Genomic DNA, 20,978 nt, shown 5'->3' with positions numbered 1-20,978 from the left:
AAGTGTTCGTGAGCAAAATGCCTACTTTTAATTGTTAAAGTATTTTTTGATCACAAGACCCACGTGCAAAAACGTCTTTCAGCATGCGGGTGAGTAGGCTGAGGTTTATGCTGAAAACTGGCGTTCTAGTCGCTGATTATTGAAATATAAACGAGTCAGAAGTAACACGCAGGCAATGCTTAAACCGACAATCAGTCCGACCCAAACCCCTGCAGCGCCCATACTGCTGTAACGGGTTAAATACACACCAATGGGAAAGGCTACAACCCAATAAGCGAGCATGGTAATCCACATTGGGCCTTGCGTGTCTTGCATGCCACGCAAACAACCCGCTGCGCTGATTTGCCAGGCATCCATGAGTTGATAGGCAATCGCAAATATTAATAAAGACATCGTCACTTGCGTCACTTGCGGGTCACGAGTGTAAATTGAAATGATTTCAGGACGGAAAAACCACATCAGTGTCATTGTGGAAAAGGCAAATACAGTTGCAGTTACAAAGCCCAAGCCTTGTACTTTACGCATGGCATGAATATTTTGTTCGCCATAATAGGTGCCAATACGAATGGTCAGAGCAATTGCTAAAGACATGGGAATCATAAATAACTGAGATGTGACCGACATGGCAATTTGATGGGCTGCCAGTTTGGTTTCTCCCAAAGGGCTAATCACAATAGCGGCAGTACTAAAAATACTCACTTCAAAGAAAATGGCTAAACCAATTGGCAGTCCTAACAGCAAAATACGTTTAATCCAGACCGCATCAATCGCTTCCCATTGGCTAAAAATCTGTGTGCTTTGATAGGCGCGACTTTTAAAAATATAAAATGCCAAAGTTATAAACATTAACCATTGCAAAATCGCGGTGGCAAAACCACAACCCGCACTGCCCAGTTCAGGCAGAGGCCCCCAACCATACATAAACATAAAGTTCAGTGGAACCAATAAAGCCAATGCCAACAGACTAATCACAGTCACAGGGCGTGGATAGCCCAGTGCTTCTGAATAACCGCGCAAAGCGGCATACATAGTCACGGCAGGCATCCCAAAACCGATGGCATGTAAAAATAAGCCTGCTTTGGGCTGTAAATTTTCAGGCACACCAAATAATGGCAATAGTGCAGGCATGAGCTGTAAAATCAGTCCTGCAATCACGCCTAAAATAAATGCAATCCATAAAGATTGACGGGCGATGGTGGCAATTTTTTTTGGGGTACGTGCGCCTTTGGCTTCTGCGACTAGGGGTGTGGTGGCAATCATAATGCCACTGAACAGCAGCATAATGGGCATCCATAAACCAACCCCAACAGCAATAGCAGCTAAGTCTGTGGCAGACATGTGACCTGCCATAATGGTATCAATTAGACCTAAACCTGCTTGCGCAAATTGTGTGACCAAAATTGGAATCATCAGTTGAAAAAGCTGTTTTAATTCAAAACGGGTCGTGGTCACAGAATGTATATTTGACACAAAAAATCTCAATGCCTGAGGTGCTTAGCGTTTGGGTATTAGCGTTGTAAAGTGAGAAGCACACCAATAAAAATCACCACGCTACCTAAAAGACGTTGCCAGTTGATAGCAACTTTCTCAGTGCCCAGGAACCCAAAATGATCAATCAGCATTGAGGTGACCATTTGTCCAAAAATAATCACCCCAGACAAAGTAAGCAAACTTAGTTTTGGAGCACTATAAATACTCATGCTGATGGCATAAACCCCTAAACATCCGCCAATCCATAAATACCAAGGAATGTTGAGCAAGGTGCTGAGGTTGGGTTTCTCGACTTGTTGAAAAAATACCAGTATGGCTAAAACTATTGTACCAACCAAAAAAGAGAAAAGGGCAGCTTGTAGCGGAGAATATAAATATTCACGTAATTGGCTGTTGATTGCAGTTTGAAATGCCATTGCAATCCCGATGCCCATCGCCAGTGGCAAAATTAAGAGTAATTGGCTGGATATCTTCATCATTTTCACATTTTTTCTTATTCAATACACCCTAGTCTAAAGCAAATTCTAGGCAATACATCGGTGTCTTGCTGTAGTCATGTTAAAATCTGTATCACTGTTTTGATTTTGCATTGAGCCTGTCTTTGAACCCACTTCATCCCATTGATATTCCTTTATCTTTATATATTCACATGCCGTGGTGCGTGCGTAAGTGTCCGTATTGTGATTTTAATTCACATGCTGTGCCTGAAGGTAAATTGAGTTTAGATTTAGAGCAAGAATATCTACAGGCTTTGCTGGAAGATTTTAAAACCCAGACCCAGTTTGCGCAGGGTCGAAAAATCCACAGTGTCTTTATTGGCGGTGGTACACCTTCGCTGATTTCAGCACAGGGTTATCAATGGTTATTTACACAACTGAAAGCCGTGCTGGCTTTTGAAGATGACTGCGAAATTACGTTAGAAGCCAATCCAGGTACAGTGGAGCATGATCCCTTTGCAGATTATTTGGCTGCAGGCATTAACCGTTTGTCGATTGGCGTGCAGAGTTTTAATACTGAGCATTTAAAAAAATTAGGGCGTATTCATTCTAATGATGATGCGATTGCCGCAATTGGCTTGGCGCGTGAAGCGGGCTTTCAGCGAATTAATGTCGATTTAATGCATGGCTTGCCTGAACAGACTTTGCAGCAAGCACTGCAGGATTTAAAACTGGCAGTGGAACATGGTGCAACGCATATTTCATGGTATCAATTGACCATTGAGCCTAATACCGTATTTTTCCGCACTCAGCCAATTTTACCTGTAGATGATGTCTTGGAAGAAATTCAAGCGCAGGGTGAAGCCTATTTAACTGCGCAAGGTTTTGTGAATTATGAAGTGTCTGCATGGCGTAAAGAGTTGCCGTCTGCACATAATTTAAATTATTGGCAGTTTGGCGATTATTTGGCGATTGGTGCGGGGGCACATGGTAAAGTGACTTTGCCTGATGGTGTGTATCGCTTCCAAAAAACCCGTTTGCCGAAAGATTACTTAGCCAAAGTACCTGCGGAAAACTTGCAGTTTAAAGCAATTACAGAAGATGAGTTGCCATTTGAATTTATGATGAATGCACTGCGCCTGAATGATGGGGTTGAGGCAAACTTGTATGCTGCCCGTACAGGTTTAAATTTGGAAGATTTGCAGGATATTTTAAATACATTGCGTCAGCGGCAATTGTTGCAGGATGATCCGAAGCGATTGGCATGTACCGCGCAAGGGCATGTGTTTTTAAATTCGGTGTTGGAAGCATTTTTGTGATTTGAGTTCAGCTCAGGCATCTGTCCTAACGCTTATCGAATATTGTGCTAGAGCGACAGCTTGTGTCTTGCACTGCATGCTATTTAAGGTAAATTTTGTTATTGTAATGGCTTTGTTATTGTATCGCCTTGAAGGTTTGAGATGAACTCTACTAGTCCAAAAGTTTTAAAGGCTCATGGTGAATTAGTGGTAAACAAAGAGGAAAACCTTTCCCTCTTTGAATCAATCCCTTTTTATCCAGAATACCCAAGTAAATTTAAATTTATTGACCTATTCGCAGGAATTGGTGGATTTCGGCTAGCGTTACAAAATCTTGGTGGCGAGTGCGTATTTTCATCAGAAATAGACCTATATGCCCAAAAAACATATTCCGTCAATTTTGGTGAAACGCCTTATGGTGATATCACTTTAGAGTCTACTAAAAATGCGATACCTGATCATTTCGATATTTTATGTGGAGGCTTCCCTTGTCAGGCTTTTTCAATTGCAGGTAAAAGATCTGGATTTGAAGATACACGCGGTACGCTATTTTTTGACGTTGCGGATATTATAAAACGGAAACAACCTAAAGCTTTCTTTTTAGAAAATGTTAAAGGCTTAATTAGTCATGATAAGGGAAATACACTTAAAACTATTTTAAAAACATTAAGAGATGATTTAGGTTACTACGTTGCTGAGCCTCAAATTATAAATGCTAAAGATTTTGGTGTTCCCCAAAATAGAGAGCGAATTTTTATTGTAGGCTTCCATAAAGATACTGGAATTCAAAATTTCTCTTATCCACAACCATTAAATAAAAAAACCTGTTTTGCCGATATAAAGGAAACTCAGGTTGTACCTACTAAATATTACTTATCTACACAGTATTTAGATACCTTGGAAAAGCATAAAGCTCGACATGAAAATAAAGGAAATGGTTTTGGTTACGCTATTATTCCAGATCACGCAATTGCCAATGCCATAGTTGTAGGTGGAATGGGGAGAGAGCGTAATTTAGTTATAGATCATAGAATTACAGACTTTACTCCAACTACTAGAATTAAAGGAGAGGTAAATCGGAAAGGTATTCGGAAAATGACGCCAAGAGAATGGGCACGGTTGCAGGGGTTTCCAGATCATTTCAAAATCGTGGTTTCAGATGCCTCAGCCTATAAACAATTTGGAAATTCTGTTGCTATTCCAGCGATACAGGCAACTGCAAAAGAAATATTAAAAGCATTGAAGATTGGTGAGTATGATTACAGCAAATAAGGGGGAATGGAGTGAACTCTATGCCCTTTTTAAATTACTATGTGATGGGGAGTTAAGTGCGGGTGATGAAAACTTAAATAAAATAAATAATTTAATTTATCCTGTAATTAGAATTTTACGTCAAGAACATTATCATTTATTCACTTATGTACCGCATAAATCAGAGGGTATAGTAGAGATTTTGCGGGGTGAAGATGTTTTTCAGATACCATTACAGGAACTCAGAGATATTACTCAGTTTTTGCTGGCAGAATTACAGAAAAAGCAAACGGCATCATTTACTATTCTAGATGTGGAAAACTTTATATCCAGATACCAATCAAATAAGATTAAAGCAAAATCTAGTGCGAAAAGTGATATTAGAATCGTAATTTATGATGCAAAAATTGGAACAATGCCTGAATTGGGATTTAGCATAAAGTCAAAATTAGGTAAACCATCCACATTGTTAAATGCAGGAAAGACAACAAATTTTATTTTTGAAATAAAAAATATTTGCCTAACCGAAAAAGAGATTGAAGATTTTAATCAGCTTGCATTGCCACAACCAATTATTAAATCTCGTATAGCACATTTAAAAATGTTGGGAGCCGATATTAAATTTTCCCATTTAAATAATGCTGTATTTGAGAATAATTTAATTTTGTTGGATAGTTTACTACCAAAAATTATGGCAGAAGCTATATTTAAATATTACACATCAACTCTTAATTCAGTTAAAGATATTTTTAATGAAATTTCTTATGAAAATCCAATGAAATATTCTTTTGAACATCAGCATCCTTTTTATCAGTTTAAAATTAAAAAATTATTGTGTGAAATAGCAATTGGAATGATGCCTGGTACAGTTTGGACAGGTAACGAAATTGATTCTACAGGTGGATATTTAGTAATTAAAGAAGATGGCGAGATCATTTGCTATCATCTGTATCATCGCCATGAATTTGAAGAGTATTTATACAATAATCTCTGTACACGACAAATTTCATAGGATCCTTGTCCTATCAGGCTTTTTCTTTCTTAAAATTGCTAGCACTTTCTTAAATTCTTCTTTTTTTCCAAAACCAATCAAACGTAGAATAGCCATTTGAACATAGTCCAAACCGTAGCGAAATAAACTTACTGAAAGTCGTCCATGCTTCTTTATTTTTATCGCTTTTTTCCGATCATGTTGCCATTCACCTGTTAAATAGCACCAACAGAAACCGATAGCTAGCACTGCTATCAATTTCTTGACTCGTCCAGGGTCTGTTAAACGAGTATTTTCAAGATTGAATCCTCGTCCTTTGAGACAACTAAATAACGTTTCGATTTCCCAGCGTAATGCATAATCACGAATAGCAGAAGCATTAAACATAGGAGAAACAACAAGTAAAAGTTCTCCATCTTCTAATCGTAGCGCACTAATATACAGTTTCACTCGACCAACCCAAATACGTCGTTTACGACATTCAGTTTGACCAACTTGAAGATGACGAAATAAATCACTAATTTTATGATTCTTGGCTAAGTGATTGGTCACAATAAAGTTTTTTTAACACGTATACAGAAGTTAATGTCATTTTCAATTAACCATGTAAACCATTTCTCACCGATAAATTCTCTGTCTGCAAACACATTCACAATACGATCTTTACCAAAAATGGAGATAAAGCGTTGAATCAAAGCAATACGCTCTTTTGTATCTGAATTTCCACGTTTATTGAGCAATGTCCAAACAATAGGTATCGCTATTCCACGATAGACGATGGCTAACATCAAGATATTGATATCTCGTTTTCCCCATTTCCAATTGGTTCTATCCAAAGTTAATTGGACTTTATCGAATGAAAATATATTGAAAATTAACTGAGAAATTTGACGATAATCGAAATACTGATCTGCAAAGAAGCGTTGTATACGTCGATAAAATGATTGTGGTAAGCACTTGATGGGTAAGGCTTTAGATGCAGAAGAAAGATTACATGTCTGTTTTACAATTAATGCAAGCATAATCAGTGTAAAACATTTTGCATGTGACTTGTTCCACTTTAGATATTTGTTTAAGATGAGATGTAACTCATTGAAATGTGTCATCATATTCGTCGTTAGAAAACAAGTATTATGCCATTATTTCAATGAGTTATCTTTTTTTGTCGTGTACAAAGTACAATAATACAAAGTTTGAGATGGCAAGTAAAACCAAGCATGATTTTGGTCAATTATTTCTAAAGGACAATAAATTGTATCTGTCTTTAAATCTACAAATTCGCTTTAAATGATTAAAAATATATCTTTTATCTTAATATAACCCGAATTACGGATAAGAAAAGCCCTTGAAAAAAAGGTAGTTAGAGCCATTTAGAAAGTTACGACACAACCCAAAGGCTCTAACTACCATGTACGATTTTACAGAAATTTTTTGTATTGTTGATGATTTTTTCAAAAAATTTGAACCCATCTATTGGCAATTTCTCAAGCAAGAAAACAAACGTCAACGTATCAGACAAGCAACGCTATCTTTATCAGAAATTGTGGCTATCTCCATCTACTATAAAAAATCTCAAGTACATAATTTTAAGATGTTTTTTAACTTGCTTTGTCAGTTTGAAAGCAAACTCTTTAAAGACTTGCCTTGTTATAAAAACCTGATTCCCCTCATCAATCAGCACCAACTTGCTATTCATGCTTTGCTTTATGCGTTGAGCCAAAAAGATGAAAGTTCATATTTATGGATTGATTCAACACCTTTACCTGTTTGTAAAAATAAAAGAATCCCTAAAGGTCATCATGCTTTAGATGAGATTGCTTCTCGTGGTAAAAGTACGATGGGCTGGTTTTATGGTTGCAAATTACACTTGCTGATGAATCAAGAGGGTGAAATTGTAAATTCAGATTTATCAAACGGACATATTGCTGATCTTAAAAAAGTTGAGGATTTAGTGAATGGCTTATCAGCAACGGTCTATGGTGATAGAGGCTACATTAGCCAACCATTGAAAGAAACACTTCAAGAGCAAGGCATTGATTTAATTACTTATCCAAGAAAAAATATGAGAGTGACCTTATTGCCATTTTCTGATGAATTTCATCTACGACAACGTAAAAAAATTGAAACATTGATAGGATTATTGAAAGAAAAATATCACTTAGTTACGAGTAAACATCGTTCGATTGCTGGTTTTTTAGCAGGCGTATTTTCTTCACTATGTGCGTATCAACTTTGCCAAAAGAATAAGCCTAAAATTCATGTGATTAAATCTTTGGCTTATCCGTAACTGGGGTTAATATAGTTTGAACTTTTGATTCAATTTTCATAATAAAACTCAAATAGGATAATTTTAAATGGATTTAAAAACGTTTGAGTTACTTGCCCGCTATAATCTTTGGGCAACTCAAAAACTAAATCAGACTTTGCTATTGGTTTCAGATGATGATTTTTTTTTGGATCAGGGCTTATATTTTAAAAGTATTTTTGGCACTCTGAATCATTTGTTGGTTGGAGAGCATCATTTGTGGTTTCCACGTTTTGCTTTGCACCACTCACCAATTTTGCCATTAGATAGTACTGTGGAAACCAACAGAACACAGCTTGTTGAGCAACTTGAAAAGAAGGCTGAAAACTGGATTTATTTTTTAAATCAGGTGTATGAGAAAGTTTTTCATCAAGAGCTGCACTATAAAACATCAACTGATGTGGCGATGCACTTACCCTATGCTGCAACCCTAATGCATGTGTTTAATCATGCAACTCATCATCGTGGGCAAATTACCGCGGCTTTAACCGCAATGGGATATGTCTGTCCTGAGCTGGATTTAATTTATATGTTGCTAGAAGACCAGACTAAGAAGTAAATTGAATGAAACGATTAGAAATTTTATGTCTAGTGATTTTAATTTTTCTGATTTTATATCTGATTCAGTGGGTATTTCATGGTTTTCCAACAGCGCATTAAAAGTAATTTTAATTGATGTGTAGATTCGAGTACTGACTTTCTGAAGTAAACACCAAAAGAGCGCATTACGCGCTCTTTTGGTTTACATTTGCTTAGAATATTTTAGTAATCAAAACTAAAATGTTCTGGTGCTAATGCAGTCATGGTTTTAGATGGGTTGATCATGGCTTCTGCATGACCTTGGGTACGTGGCAATAAACGCTCAAAGTAGAAATCTGCAACTTTGATTTTGGCTTTATAGAACTCAGGTGTTTCCTGACCATTGCCTTCTGCCAATTTGGTCGAAGCCACAGCCGCTTGTTGCGCCCAGAAATAAGCCATCATGACATAACCAGAGAACATCAAGAAATCTACAGAAGCACTGGATACGATGTCACGGTCTTTACGAGCTGCCAACATAATGCGCACGGTTAATGCGTTCCATTGAGCACATAGCTTGGTTAAGTCCCATGCAAAACGACGCATGTATTTGTTACGTGCGTGTTGACCACAGAATTTCAAAATTTCAGCGGTGTAGTCACGAATCACTTTACCCTTAGAGCTTAATAACACTTTACGACCAATCAAGTCGAGCGCCTGAACGCCAGTTGTACCTTCATAGAGGGTAGAAATACGTGAATCACGTACAATTTGCTCCATGCCCCATTCTTTAATATAGCCATGACCGCCGTACACTTGCATGCCGTGGTTGGCAGCTTCATAACCCAACTCAGTTAAGAAGCCTTTTAAGATTGGAGTATAGAAACCTAAATGGTCATCATGTGCTTCAAAAGCAGCAGTATCACCACGCATTAAAGCGTCGTTCATTTTGTCAGCCAGTTGTGCAGCATGATAAATCATGGCACGACCACCTTCTGCTACGGCTTTTTGCGTTAATAGCATACGACGCACATCGGCATGGTGAATAATGGCATCGGCTACTTTTTCAGGGTCTTTTTTACCTGAAAGGGCACGCATCGACATGCGTTCTTTGGCATACGGCAATGCACCTTGGAACGCCAATTCTGCATGGCAAATCCCCTGAATTGCCGTACCAATACGTGCAGTATTCATAAAGGTAAACATGGCATGTAAGCCTTTGTTTGGTTCACCAATCAAATAACCAACGGCATTGTCAAAGTTCAGGACCGCAGTTGCAGACGCTCGGATCCCCATTTTGTGTTCAATAGAACCACAGGTTACAGGATTGCGTTCACCCACCGTACCTTCTACGGTTGGCAGGAATTTCGGTACGATAAATAATGAAATACCTTTCGTACCTTCCGGTGCTTCTGGAAGACGTGCTAACACAATATGAATGATGTTTTCAGTCAGGTCATGCTCGCCTGCAGAAATAAAGATTTTGGTGCCTGAAATCGCATAGGTGCCATCGGCTTGCGGTTCTGCTTTGGTTTTTACCTGACCTAAGTCGGTGCCGCACTGTGGTTCAGTCAAACACATAGTGCCTGACCAAGTACCTGCAACCAAGTGTGGTAAATAGGTATCTTTTTGCGCTTCTGTACCAAATTGCATAATGGTATTGATACAACCTATGCTTAAACCCGGATACATTTGGAAAGACCAGTTTGCAGTACCCATCATTTCAGATTTAATAAGGTTCAGCGACATTGGCAAGTTTTGACCGCCGTATTGCTCAGGATAAGACAGACCTTGCCAACCACCTTGCACAAATTGGTCATAAGCTTCTTTAAAGCCTTTAGGTGTGGTCACATTGCCATTTTCAAAATGACAGCCTTCTTCATCGCCTGATTGATTAAGGGGAGAAAGTACATTTTCACAGAAATCTGCTGCACCTTCCAAAATCATATCAACTGTATCTGCGTCCGCAAGTTCACCGTTAGAAAGATTTTTGTAGTGGGTTGGGTAATCAAGCACTTCGTTCATTAAGAAACGAATATCGTGTAATGGGGCTTTATACGCTGGCATAGTCTTAATCCTAATTTAGAAATAGTTTTGGATTATCTGTATCGATATGTTGATTATTCACACTCATGATTAAAAAACATTGATAAGAATAGCGAATAAAAATGTCAGAAATGCGAATACTGAAAATTATTCACCTTACAAAAACGAATGAAGTGTTATGTTACAATGTATCATAATCTGTACGTTTGAACAGACCAATCTATAATGAATATAAGGTGTTTAGCAATGAAGATACAATTAAAATATTTATCTTTATGTCTTTTTAGTTTAGCTGCTACAGGTTGTTCGCAGCATGTCATTAAGACCAATTCCAATCAGACGGTAAGTATAGAACAAAAGGCAATTACGGGGTTAAATGCCATCTTTGAAACACCTAGTTATGATTTTCAGGGCAAATTACGGGTACAGAGCAATTTAGTTGAAGCAACACCAAAAGTAACGGATATTGCTCCTACCACACTTGATCCTGTACTTAAAAAGCAATTAGATCAGTATTTAAAACAGCAAAAAGTCCGTTTAAGTACACAAGAAAAACAAAACTTATATACGGCAATGGCTAAGGAACAAAACTCTGCTTCCTATGCTGCAGGGGCAATCGAAAAATCGAGTCCTTTTAATTTTCTGTTGAATGTATTGAATGATACTGAGTTTAGCTACGATGGCTCGGTGCATTATCGGCAAAAAATTGCTGCTTTGAATGTGGCAGCACGCTATGAAAAACCGACACTTTTGGTGCAAATGAAAGTACCGATGGTAGTCGATTTTAATGAATATAAGTTCTATACCAATTATTTTTCTTTGTTGCCTTATTTGGTGAATAAAGACAGTCAAAATGACTTTGCCTATATCGACTTTTCTAAATACAAAGCCGATTTTGAGCGGATTAAAGTGGCACAATTTGCCGAATACTTAAAAGCCATGAATGCGGTGCCGTATGTATTGGCAGATTCTAAACATATTCAAAAGTTATCTTTAACTGCACAAGACCGTCAGCAAAAAATTAGTGAAAAAATTCGTTTGAACAGTAGTTTGGAAGATATGTTGCTGCAGCTTGCCATGTTTGATCAGGTCAATGCACCGTATTTGCAACAGACTGTATTGGGGCAGGCGACCACAACCGAAGATGCTGCTGAACAAGCTGAAATTACGCAAGATACATCGGCCAAAGAAAGTGTTGAAGACTACTTGAAACACAATGAAACTGCTGAAGATTATGGCATGAGCCAAGAGGCTTTTGTGGCGTATCAAGCCACCCTTGCTTTACGTGATTTGGTCAGTCAGAAATTTTATGCAACTGAAACGACAGTGAGTAATGTGGCAGATTATTCAGCAGATGCCAGTGAAGATGCCATGATCGCAGCTGAACAAGCCGTTGAAGCGGCTGCTGAGCAGGCAGAAGATTCAGCAAGCACCGCAAGTATGCTAAGCGAACAAGACTGTCAGCGTTTGATCGAAACAGCAAAAACAGCCAAAGTTGGAGATTTAACCTACTGTGCTTATGCCTATGAATTAGAAGCATTTAGCCCAAGTCGTGCTGAGCAGGCACAATCGGTTTTAGATGAGCACTTTGCTTCACCGCAAGAAAAGCTAGCTAAAGTTTTTGAACCATACCGTTCGGAACAATTGGTCGATGCCGCCGCTTTTGCAGCTTTGTGGCAAAAACATCAGGCTGAAATTCAGCAGATTATGAACGCTACACCTAAAGATAAAAAAACACCGATTCAAATTGATGTGGCTTTAGATGATCAGGGGCGTGCTGCAAAAATTGATTATGCGTTGCAATTTAAACGCGAAAATTACGGCACAATTCATGTGTATAACGATGTCAGCATTGCGAATTATGGGCAAGCCAGCAAAATTGACCGTAGTGCGCTGCGTCAAGCCAAATCCATTCAAGAGGTCAGCAAAGACTCAATTTTAGAAAAATGGGTGACAAATTTAGGGCGGACTTTGGAGCAGGAAACTGCAGAAAATAAAGATAAGACCACTGTAAAACCTGCCTTAAGTTATGATGAAGAATTGGCGCAGTTGGCGCAAAAAACCTATCAACAAACAGAATCTTTTAGTCAGACTTATCAGACTTTATTTTTAGTGCACATGGCAGCAGAGCAAAGTACGTGGGTAAAAAATCTTAGTCCACAAACCTTGCAGGAAATGGCAGAAGTGTATGCCTATTGGTTCAGTGATGAGCGCTACTATGACCCGAAAGGTGCCGCGCTAAAACGGATTGAAGCTTTACAAGCCAAGCATCATTTAGAAGAAGATGAGCAATTCAATAATGCAATTGGTCGTCGTATCAATAATTTGACTGAAGATGCAGTCGATGAAAATAAAGTCGCACTTGAATGGCGTAAGCTGAAACATCAATACAAGCAACCACAACAGATATTTGCTCAGCAATATTTAAAAGCCTATGAAGCAGCTTATGATTGGGATGTGCCTGACTTGGAGAATTTAAAGAAAACGGCACACATTTTGGGGCAGACGTATGTTGATCGTCAGCAGGGCAAATTGAGCCAAAATTCAATTCGCACTTTAACTGAAGATCAGGCTGAACAGATTGATTATGAGTTATATATGGATGTGTATGAAGATATGCAGAAATTTGTAAAATAAACCGTGGGTGAAAAATGGGCAATCAGCGTTCAACAAGATTGCCCAGTTTAAATAAAAAAATAGCCCTTTGCTGCTCAAGGGCTATTTTTATTTGGTGATGATTTAGAGGAAATCTTTTAAGTCAGGTTTTACGCCATTCCAGATATAAAAAGACTCAATTGCCTGTCCAACCAGCATGCCAAAACCTTCTGAGGTCGGTACGCCACGCGCTTTGGCTTGTTCTAAAAAGCTTGAAGGTTTGCCATAAGCCATTTCATAAGCAAAATTAAATTGCAAACATTCAGGCAAGGTAAGTGCATCTCCCGATAAACTAGCAGACGTCGCATTAATGGCTAAATCAAAATGACCTGTTAAATCGGTGAGCGCCATGGCTCGTAATTCTGCTTGCGGTACAGCGGCTTGCAAGTCGGCAACTAGTTGTTCAGCACGGGCAAGGGTGCGGTTGGCAATCACAATTTTTTTTGCACCTGCTTGTACCAACGGGTAAATTACGCCACGGGTTGCACCGCCAGCGCCAATAATCAAAATATCGCTATGATCTAAATTCCAGCCCAAAGTACGAATTGCATCAACCAAACCCTGACCATCGGTATTGTCGCCATGCAAAACACCATCTTGCATCCACAAGGTATTGACTGCCTTGGCAATTTGGGCTCGTTCGGTCAAGACGCCACATTCAGCAAATGCTTGTTCTTTAAAAGGTACGGTCACATTCATGCCTACGCCGCCATGATTAAAAAAGTCTGCAACGCTGTCGCTGAAGCCATCAAGCGGCGCAAGGCGTTTGCTGTATTGCAGGTCTATGCCTGTTTTTTTTGCAAAGGCATGATGTAGTTCAGGAGAACGTGATTGTTCAATTGGGTTACCAATCACAGCAAATTGTTTGCGCATTTGCCTAAATCCATGTGCTGAAATGTGCATCAATATACGTCAAATTCAGCGCGGACTAAAGCCTATGAAGGTATAAAAGGGTGGGAGTCTTTGGACTTAAGGATTACAAATTTCTAAAACAGTTTCTAAAACCAAAATAGTGGCAATTACGAACATGGCAATGCCCGCTAAAATGCTGCTGCTAATCGCTAAACCATCTGAAAGATGACTTTCAAAAATAAAGGTCATGCAGATTGAGCCAAGTAACATGGCAAAGGTTGCCCAAAATAGAAAGATTTTGTGTTTGAACAGCGGGCTAAACATGCGGATCTCCTGACATATGTGGCGCAGTGTGACATAAGGCTTTGACAGTTTGATGAATTTGCCTTTGACTCATGATTTGATGTATGAATGGTTAAATCCTGTTTGTGCATGGTCAAATAGGGTGCGCGGTCACATCATTTATTAAAATCCATCCACACTATCATTACAGTTAATTCATGCTGTGCATATTTATTGATTTGAAAAGAAGCGATAAAGTTTGTAAGTAAAAAAGCGATTCGTGCAAGAATCGCTTTTTTGAACATTGACTGTGATCTTATTTACACGGCGATGTAGCAGGGTTTCACCAGTCGCGAGCTTTAACTCGTCTTGAGATTTAACCAATCGCGTGGTTTTAAGTAATAGTCAGTGAGTTTTTTTTCTGCAGAATCTTCTGCCCATTCAGGACGATACGACCATCCCGCCAAGTTCGGTAAGCTGACTAAAATGGATTCAATCCGTCCGCCTGTCTGCAAACCAAATAAAGTACCACGGTCATAGACCAGATTGTATTCCACATAACGTCCACGACGGTAAAGTTGGAATTGGCGTTGTGCTTCAGTATAGGCTTTGTCGCGATTACGCTCAAAAATAGGCAGAATTGCAGTCAAATAACCATTACCCACCGCCTGAATATAGCTGAAACAGGTATCAAAGTCCCATTGATTCAGGTCATCAAAAAATAAACCACCCACGCCACGCTGTTCATCGCGGTGCTTCAAATAAAAATAGTCATCACACCATTGTTTATGTTCTGCATAGACGTGCTCGCCAAAAGGCGCACATAAGTCATGTGCCGTTTGGTGCCATGCCAACACATCTTCATCATTCGGATAAAATGGTGTTAGATCAAAACCACCACCAAACCACCAAATAGGCGGCTGTCCTTCAGGTTCTGCGACAAATAAACGCACATTGGCATGTGAAGTGGGTACATGCGGGTTTTTCGGATGAATCACCAATGACACGCCCATCGCCTGCGCAGGTGCGCCTGCAATATTCGGATGACGCTCGGTTGCAGATGCAGGCAGTTTGGAAATATTGATATGCGAGAACATCACTCCGCCTTTTTCAATCACCGTACCATTTTGTAAAACGCGGGAACGACCACCGCCACCTTCAGGGCGTTGCCAGTCATCAATTTCAAACTGTGCGCTTCCGCCACCTGCTTGTTCTTGTTGTTCCAAAGCCGCACAAATTCGCGCCTGCAAATCGAGAAGAAATTCACGTACACGTTGAATATCCGCGTGAGTAGGATGCGACATGGCCACCTCAGCATAAAAATAAAATGGCTTACATCAAAACATAAAACTGTCTAAAAATTAAGGGGTTTATCCAGTTTGCTGCAAATCGCTCATGCAATTGCGCAAGGTGCTTTGTATTTCAGCATGTATTCCGAGCAAAAGACTAGGTTGATTTCCATGCCTAAGCTCAGCACAATAGTTTTTACAATCTAAATTTTAGTCAGCAGCAATTAACTGAATGGGGCAGAGTGGATGACACAGCAGGCAAATTCTTTAATTCAAAAATACAATGTGCCTGGACCACGTTATACCAGTTATCCAACCGTACCTTATTGGGATGATGCTACCTTTTCTGCCGAGGCGTGGCAGCAAACGCTGAAGCGTTCGTTTGATGAATCTAATGCCAGCGAAGGCATCAGTCTGTATATTCATTTGCCATTTTGCGAAAGCCTATGCACTTTTTGTGGCTGTCATAAACGCGTCACCAAACGCCATGAAGTCGAGCAACCGTACATTCAGGCGTTATCAAAAGAATGGGACTTATATTGTCAGTTGCTCGAAAGCACTCCCATCATTAAAGAAATTCATTTGGGCGGTGGCACACCAACTTTCTTTTCTGTCGAACATTTGACGCAGCTTATTCAAGGCATTTTGGCAAAAGCCAAAGTGGCAGAACAGCACGAATTTAGTTTTGAAGGACATCCCAATAACACCACCCGTGAACATTTACAGGCTTTATATGACTTGGGTTTTCGTCGGGTTAGTTATGGCGTGCAGGATTATAATGAAAAAGTGCAGCGCGCCATTCATCGGATTCAGCCTTTTGAACATGTGCAACGTGTGACCGAGTGGGCGCGTGATATTGGCTATGATTCTATTTCACATGATCTAGTTTTTGGTTTGCCCTTTCAAAATCTGGAAGATGTATTAAATACCATTGAGCAAACTCAGCGTTTAATGCCAGACCGTTTAGCGTTTTACAGTTATGCACATGTGCCATGGATTAAAGGCAATGGGCAGCGTGGTTTTAAAGATGAAGATGTACCTAAAGATGAATTAAAACGTCAGTGCTATGAAGAGGGTAAACAGCGTCTTTTGGCCTATGGTTATCATGAAATTGGAATGGATCACTTTGCTTTAGAACGTGATGGTATGTACCAGTCATTTAAAAATGGTACCTTGCATCGTAACTTTATGGGGTATACCGCATCTAAAACACAGCTTATGATTGGTTTAGGTGTTTCATCAATCAGCGACAGTTGGTATAGCTTTGCCCAAAATGAAAAAAGTATTGAAGATTATTACGCGCGTTTAGCCTGCAACGAGATTCCTGTGTTTAAAGGGCATATGCTGAATCGGGAAGATTTGGTGATTCGTCAGCATATTTTGAATTTAATGTGCAGCTTTGAAACGTCGTGGGCCAGTCCAGAATTGGCATTTCCTGAAATTGAGCAAGTGCTGCAACAGTTACAGGAAATGCAAGAAGATGAATTGCTGCTCATTCAAGATCAGCGCATTCAAATTCTGGAAAAAGGCAAACCCTTTGTGCGCAATATTTGTATGGCCTTTGATTTGCGCTTAAAACGCCGTATGCCAAATAACCGTATTTTTTCGATGACGATTTAAGTAAGTTGAGTAGAAATTATTTAATTCAAAAATTAAAAGGTGACTTAGAAGTCACCTTTATCATACATGTGCGCCATACGTTCATGCTTGGTTTGCAAATATTCCTCATTGAATGGATTCAAACCCACAGTTAAAGGTACACGGTCTACCACCGTAATCCCTTGTTCTTGCAATGCTTGAATTTTCAAAGGGTTATTGGTAATTAGGCGCACAGTTTTGACCTGCAAATGATCTAGCATGATGCTGCACATATCATAGCGACGTGCATCGGCAGGTAAATTCAGCATCAAATTGGCATCGACTGTGTCATGTCCTTGATCTTGCAGGGCATAAGCACGAATTTTATTGGTCAAGCCAATGCCACGGCCTTCTTGGCGTAAATATAAAATCACCCCTTGTCCTGCGTCATTAATCAGGCGCTGAGTGGCTTGAAGCTGCGGGCCACAATCGCACTTCAAAGACGCGAAAGCATCGCCAGTTAAACATTCTGAGTGGATGCGTACTAAAACGGGCTGGGTTGGCGCAGTGTCTAAACCTTTGGATAATGCCACATGTTCTTCGCCAGTTTCAGGATCTTGAAATACCGTAATCTTGAACTCACCAAATGCAGTCGGTAATCGTGAGGTTGCGACAAACTTAATCGGCACTGTTTAACTCGTGAATAGTCGATAAATTGTTTAAAGTATAGCGTAATGCTCAGACATTAGTAGAATAGCAAACACGAATTTATACAGAAGATTTTCTTTTTTGTATAAAGCACACGATAATGGTTGATAAATAGTTAGATTATTCAGGATAATCTACGCACCCAACGTGTGCCCAACTGAAATCACTGCTCAAAACTACATCGCTAGAAATGTGGCTGATTGAAGGTAATACCATTCGGTTATATGATCGAGTAATTCCCATTGACCTCGCTTAGGATTTGCCAGGCTTTAGAAGGCTTTGCCACATATGCTGTATACAGAAATTCCAACTCAACGCCCTGTAACACCATTGCTCGATGCGATTGATCATCCGCAGCAATTACGTTTACTCGCGCAAAGCCAGCTTCCACAGGTGGCAGATGAGTTACGTCAATTCATTTTGTATGCCGCAGGTCAAAGTGGAGGACACTTTGGCGCAAACTTAGGCGTGATCGAACTGACCGTTGCGCTGCATTATTGCTTTAATACTCCACAAGACCGCTTAATTTGGGATGTCGGTCATCAGGCTTATCCGCATAAAGCCCTGACAGGACGCCGCGAGCAACTCACTACCATTCGTGCTAAAGATGGCTTGGCTGCATTTCCTGCACGTGAAGAATCTATTTTTGATACCTTTGGCGTTGGTCATTCCTCTACGGCTATTTCAGCAGGTTTGGGGATGGCTTTAGCGCGACGTTATCAGCAAAACCCATGTGAAGTTGTTGCTATTATTGGCGATGGCGCTATGACAGCAGGGATGGCTTTTGAAGCCATGAATGATGCAGTGGCGCATCAGGCAGATATGATGGTCGTGCTGAATGACAACGATATGTCAATTTCATGTAGCACAGGCGGCTTTGCCAAACATCTTGCAGCGATTTGGGAGCGTGGTGAGTCGGTTCATGTCAGTGAAACAGGTGAGGCTTACGTGCAGCCACATCCGAAATGGACGTATAACTCGCGTTTGCACTGTGCCGCCACTGAAGCTGCAGACAACTTATTTAAAGCGATTGGGTTTGATTATTTCGGCCCTTTCGATGGACATGATGTTGAACAACTCACACACGTGTTTAATGCGCTGAAAAAACGTAAAGGTCCACGTTTAATTCACGTTTACACCAAAAAAGGCAAAGGCTTTGCGCCTGCAGAAGCCGATCAAATTAAATATCACGCCATTGGTAAAATTCATGCCAAAGCTGCGCCCGTTAGCGCGCCTAAATATTCTGATGTATTTGGGCAGTGGCTATGTGATCAGGCAGAACAAGATTCACGTTTATTGGCCATTACGCCAGCCATGTGCGAAGGTTCGGGCATGGTGCAATTTGCCAAAAAATTTCCAGAACGCTATTTTGATGTCGCGATTGCCGAACAGCATGCCGTGACTTTGGCTGCGGGTATGGCCTGCGAAGGTTTAAAGCCTGTGGTGGCGATTTATTCTACCTTCTTGCAGCGCGGTTATGATCAACTGATTCATGATGTCGCTTTGCAAAATCTGGATGTCACTTTTGGTATCGACCGTGCAGGTTTGGTGGGTGAAGACGGCCCAACCCATGCAGGTGCTTACGACTACGCCTATATGCGTACCGTACCGAATATCGTGATTATGGCGCCAAAAGACGAAAATGAATGTCGTCAAATGCTGCATACGGCTTATTTATATAATGGCCCTGCAGCAGTGCGTTATCCACGCGGGCATGGTTTGGGTGTCGAAATTCAGGAGCAGATGACTGCAATTCCATTGGGACAAGCTGAAATTGTAGCGCTGTTCAATCTACAATATGATGACTACATTTCAGTGCTGGCTTTTGGTAGCCGTGTGCAAGCGGCAGTTGAAGCGGCTGAAGCATTTGCTCAGCAGCACGATGTCGCAGTACGTGTGGTGAATATGCGTTTTGTGAAACCACTAGATGAAAAACTGTTAGCTGAGATTTCAGACAGCACTGCATTATTCGTTACTGTTGAAGAACATGCGATTATGGGGGGTGCGGGCAGTGCCGTGAGTGAATACTTGGCGAAGGCACAGATTGTCAAACCCATCATTCATTTAGGTTTAGAAGACAGTTTTATGCATCAGGCAACACATGCTCAAATGCTGCAACAGGCTGGTTTAGACGCACAAGGCATTGAAAAATCGATGCAAAATACTTGGCAAAAACTGCATCAATCTATACTGAGTTAATTTTTAGCAACACTTCTTCCCCAAAAGCCTCAATATTTGCTAAAATATTGGGGCTTTCATGCATTATTCTTTATCAATCTCTTCAAATTTGTAGTGGGTGTTCAATGGAACCTATGGTGGTGATGGCTGCGCGTGCGGCTCAAACAGTTGGTCAAGAGCTTTTAAAAGCGCATCAGAATCGTCATAAACTCGATCTACAAGTCGAAGAAAAAGGCATTGATGGTCCTGTAACGCGCGTAGATCGTTACCTCGAGCAATTGACCATTGATACATTACGCAAAAGTTATAAAAATCACAGCTTCCTGGGCGAAGAATTTGGCATGCAGGAAGGCAAAGGTCACGATGCCGACTGGTGTTGGGTGATTGATCCTTTAGATGGCACGCTAAACTTTGTTCACGGTTTCCCTCATTTCTGTATTTCGATTGCAGTGCAACACAAAGGTGTGACACAGCACGGTGTTATTTACGATCCTGTAAAAGATGAGTTGTTCTCTGCGAGCCGTGGCCGTGGTGCGATGATGAATCAACGTCGTATTCGTGTAAATGTAAAAGACAGTTTAGACAACACCTTCTTGGCAGTGGGTCATGCTTATCGTGCTAAGCGCGATGGCGAAATTGTTTCTTATGCCAAAAACCATTTTGAAAGTTTATTGAATGTGACAGAAGCAGGCGCTCAATACCGCCGTGCAGGTTCTGCTGCATTAGACTTGGCTTATGTGGCTGCAGGTCGTTTAGATGGTTATTTTGAACTTGGCTTAAAACCGTGGGATATTGCTGCGGGTGAGTTAATTGTGAAAGAAGCGGGCGGTACTGTGGTCGATGCACGTGGTGGCAGCGACTCTATGGAAAATGGGCAAGTTTTGGCATGTTCAATGAAAATGTTAAAACCACTTATGAAAGCGGTTGTGCCTGCTTGGGGCGAAGCAGCGAAATAATCAGCTGATCATATTTATACTTAAATAAGACACTTAGCAAAGCTCTCATCCTGAGGGCTTTTCTTTTACCTAACGGTCTAAAACTGCTGGTTTTAAATCTGTTGTTATCGTCCATATACTAGCCATAAAAGCAGAATCTATC

Annotated in this window: 18 protein-coding genes; 10 read left to right on the top strand and 8 right to left on the bottom strand. The window is 40.3% G+C overall.

Features of this window, described 5'->3' with window-relative positions:
- Positions 1-105 precede the first annotated feature (105 nt).
- Together LZP46_RS13390 and LZP46_RS13385 are read right to left on the bottom strand one after the other, a co-directional pair.
- The gene (locus tag LZP46_RS13390) at positions 106-1,470 is read right to left on the bottom strand and encodes an MATE family efflux transporter (RefSeq protein WP_329608972.1); all 1,365 of its coding nucleotides are present in this window, start codon (positions 1,468-1,470) and stop codon (positions 106-108) included.
- A gap of 38 nt (positions 1,471-1,508) precedes the next feature.
- Positions 1,509-1,970 (bottom strand): DMT family transporter, encoded by a 462-nt coding sequence (locus LZP46_RS13385; protein ID WP_070153402.1) that lies wholly within the window; start codon positions 1,968-1,970, stop codon positions 1,509-1,511.
- A gap of 170 nt (positions 1,971-2,140) precedes the next feature.
- Between LZP46_RS13385 and hemW the strand changes: the two genes are divergently transcribed.
- The 3 genes from hemW (at position 2,141) to LZP46_RS13370 (ending at position 5,489) form a co-directional block, all read left to right on the top strand.
- Positions 2,141-3,247 (top strand): radical SAM family heme chaperone HemW, encoded by a 1,107-nt coding sequence (gene hemW, locus LZP46_RS13380; protein ID WP_070153798.1) that lies wholly within the window; start codon positions 2,141-2,143, stop codon positions 3,245-3,247.
- A 141-nt stretch (positions 3,248-3,388) separates the two neighbouring features.
- Positions 3,389-4,498 carry a DNA cytosine methyltransferase gene (locus tag LZP46_RS13375; protein WP_004974609.1) on the top strand — a complete coding sequence of 370 codons (1,110 nt, stop codon included), beginning with the start codon at positions 3,389-3,391 and terminating at the stop codon, positions 4,496-4,498.
- Positions 4,482-5,489: an HpaII family restriction endonuclease gene (locus LZP46_RS13370; RefSeq protein ID WP_178319403.1), complete on the top strand. Its 1,008-nt coding sequence runs from the start codon at positions 4,482-4,484 to the stop codon at positions 5,487-5,489. Before LZP46_RS13375 ends, LZP46_RS13370 begins: the two co-directional genes overlap by 17 nt.
- Here the strand turns inward: LZP46_RS13370 and LZP46_RS13365 are convergent.
- Positions 5,484-6,574 (bottom strand): IS4-like element ISAba33 family transposase gene (locus LZP46_RS13365; RefSeq protein ID WP_236094081.1). Its coding sequence is split into 2 segments (ribosomal slippage): positions 5,484-6,034 and positions 6,034-6,574, totalling 1,092 coding nucleotides; the frame shifts between segments, so codons are not numbered across the junction. The genes LZP46_RS13370 and LZP46_RS13365 overlap by 6 nt on opposite strands.
- 41 nt (positions 6,575-6,615) lie before the next feature.
- Here LZP46_RS13365 and LZP46_RS16365 point away from each other — a divergent pair.
- The 3 genes from LZP46_RS16365 (at position 6,616) to LZP46_RS13350 (ending at position 8,332) form a co-directional block, all read left to right on the top strand.
- Positions 6,616-6,759 (top strand): HpaII family restriction endonuclease, encoded by a 144-nt coding sequence (locus LZP46_RS16365; RefSeq protein ID WP_178318822.1) that lies wholly within the window; start codon positions 6,616-6,618, stop codon positions 6,757-6,759.
- A gap of 117 nt (positions 6,760-6,876) precedes the next feature.
- Positions 6,877-7,755, top strand: a complete 879-nt coding sequence (locus tag LZP46_RS13355) for an IS982-like element ISAba4 family transposase (RefSeq protein WP_178318821.1) — start codon at positions 6,877-6,879, stop codon at positions 7,753-7,755.
- A 67-nt stretch (positions 7,756-7,822) separates the two neighbouring features.
- Positions 7,823-8,332, top strand: a complete 510-nt coding sequence (locus LZP46_RS13350; RefSeq protein ID WP_178318820.1) for a DinB family protein — start codon at positions 7,823-7,825, stop codon at positions 8,330-8,332.
- Positions 8,333-8,535: 203 nt separating this feature from the next.
- On the opposite strand, the gene LZP46_RS13345 is transcribed toward LZP46_RS13350, so the two are convergent.
- On the bottom strand, positions 8,536-10,359 hold the full coding sequence (locus tag LZP46_RS13345) for an acyl-CoA dehydrogenase C-terminal domain-containing protein (RefSeq protein WP_236094079.1): 1,824 nt from the start codon (positions 10,357-10,359) through the stop codon (positions 8,536-8,538).
- A gap of 225 nt (positions 10,360-10,584) precedes the next feature.
- On the opposite strand from LZP46_RS13345, the gene LZP46_RS13340 reads away from it, so the two are divergent.
- Positions 10,585-12,975, top strand: a complete 2,391-nt coding sequence (locus LZP46_RS13340) for a hypothetical protein (RefSeq protein ID WP_178318819.1) — start codon at positions 10,585-10,587, stop codon at positions 12,973-12,975.
- Between the two features lie 102 nt (positions 12,976-13,077).
- Here the strand turns inward: LZP46_RS13340 and aroE are convergent, their stop codons facing one another.
- The 3 genes from aroE to hemF form a co-directional block, all read right to left on the bottom strand.
- Positions 13,078-13,866 (bottom strand): shikimate dehydrogenase, encoded by a 789-nt coding sequence (aroE, locus tag LZP46_RS13335; RefSeq protein WP_236094078.1) that lies wholly within the window; start codon positions 13,864-13,866, stop codon positions 13,078-13,080.
- Positions 13,867-13,962: 96 nt separating this feature from the next.
- Complete coding sequence (locus tag LZP46_RS13330; protein ID WP_004974627.1) at positions 13,963-14,169, bottom strand: hypothetical protein; 207 nt, start codon at positions 14,167-14,169, stop codon at positions 13,963-13,965.
- Positions 14,170-14,486: 317 nt separating this feature from the next.
- The gene (hemF, locus tag LZP46_RS13325; RefSeq protein WP_236094077.1) at positions 14,487-15,431 is read right to left on the bottom strand and encodes an oxygen-dependent coproporphyrinogen oxidase; all 945 of its coding nucleotides are present in this window, start codon (positions 15,429-15,431) and stop codon (positions 14,487-14,489) included.
- 231 nt (positions 15,432-15,662) lie between these two features.
- Between hemF and hemN the strand changes: the two genes are divergently transcribed.
- A complete protein-coding gene (gene hemN / locus LZP46_RS13320; RefSeq protein WP_236094076.1) occupies positions 15,663-17,036 on the top strand; it encodes an oxygen-independent coproporphyrinogen III oxidase in 1,374 nt (457 codons plus the stop codon).
- Between the two features lie 44 nt (positions 17,037-17,080).
- Here the strand turns inward: hemN and ribA are convergent, their stop codons facing one another.
- A complete protein-coding gene (ribA, locus tag LZP46_RS13315; RefSeq protein WP_236094075.1) occupies positions 17,081-17,683 on the bottom strand; it encodes a GTP cyclohydrolase II in 603 nt (200 codons plus the stop codon).
- 307 nt (positions 17,684-17,990) lie between these two features.
- On the opposite strand from ribA, the gene dxs reads away from it, so the two are divergent.
- On the top strand, positions 17,991-19,901 hold the full coding sequence (dxs, locus tag LZP46_RS13310; RefSeq protein ID WP_236094074.1) for a 1-deoxy-D-xylulose-5-phosphate synthase: 1,911 nt from the start codon (positions 17,991-17,993) through the stop codon (positions 19,899-19,901).
- A gap of 104 nt (positions 19,902-20,005) precedes the next feature.
- Positions 20,006-20,836 (top strand): inositol monophosphatase family protein, encoded by an 831-nt coding sequence (locus tag LZP46_RS13305; protein WP_019836885.1) that lies wholly within the window; start codon positions 20,006-20,008, stop codon positions 20,834-20,836.
- Positions 20,837-20,978 lie beyond the last annotated feature (142 nt).

The sequence above is a fragment of the Acinetobacter sp. SCLZS86 genome, from assembly GCF_021560715.1.
In the GTDB taxonomy this organism is placed as follows: Bacteria; Pseudomonadota; Gammaproteobacteria; order Pseudomonadales; family Moraxellaceae; genus Acinetobacter; species Acinetobacter towneri_A.
The sequence above is the reverse complement of the archived record's forward strand: the minus strand, read 5'-3'. Positions and strand labels throughout refer to the sequence as shown.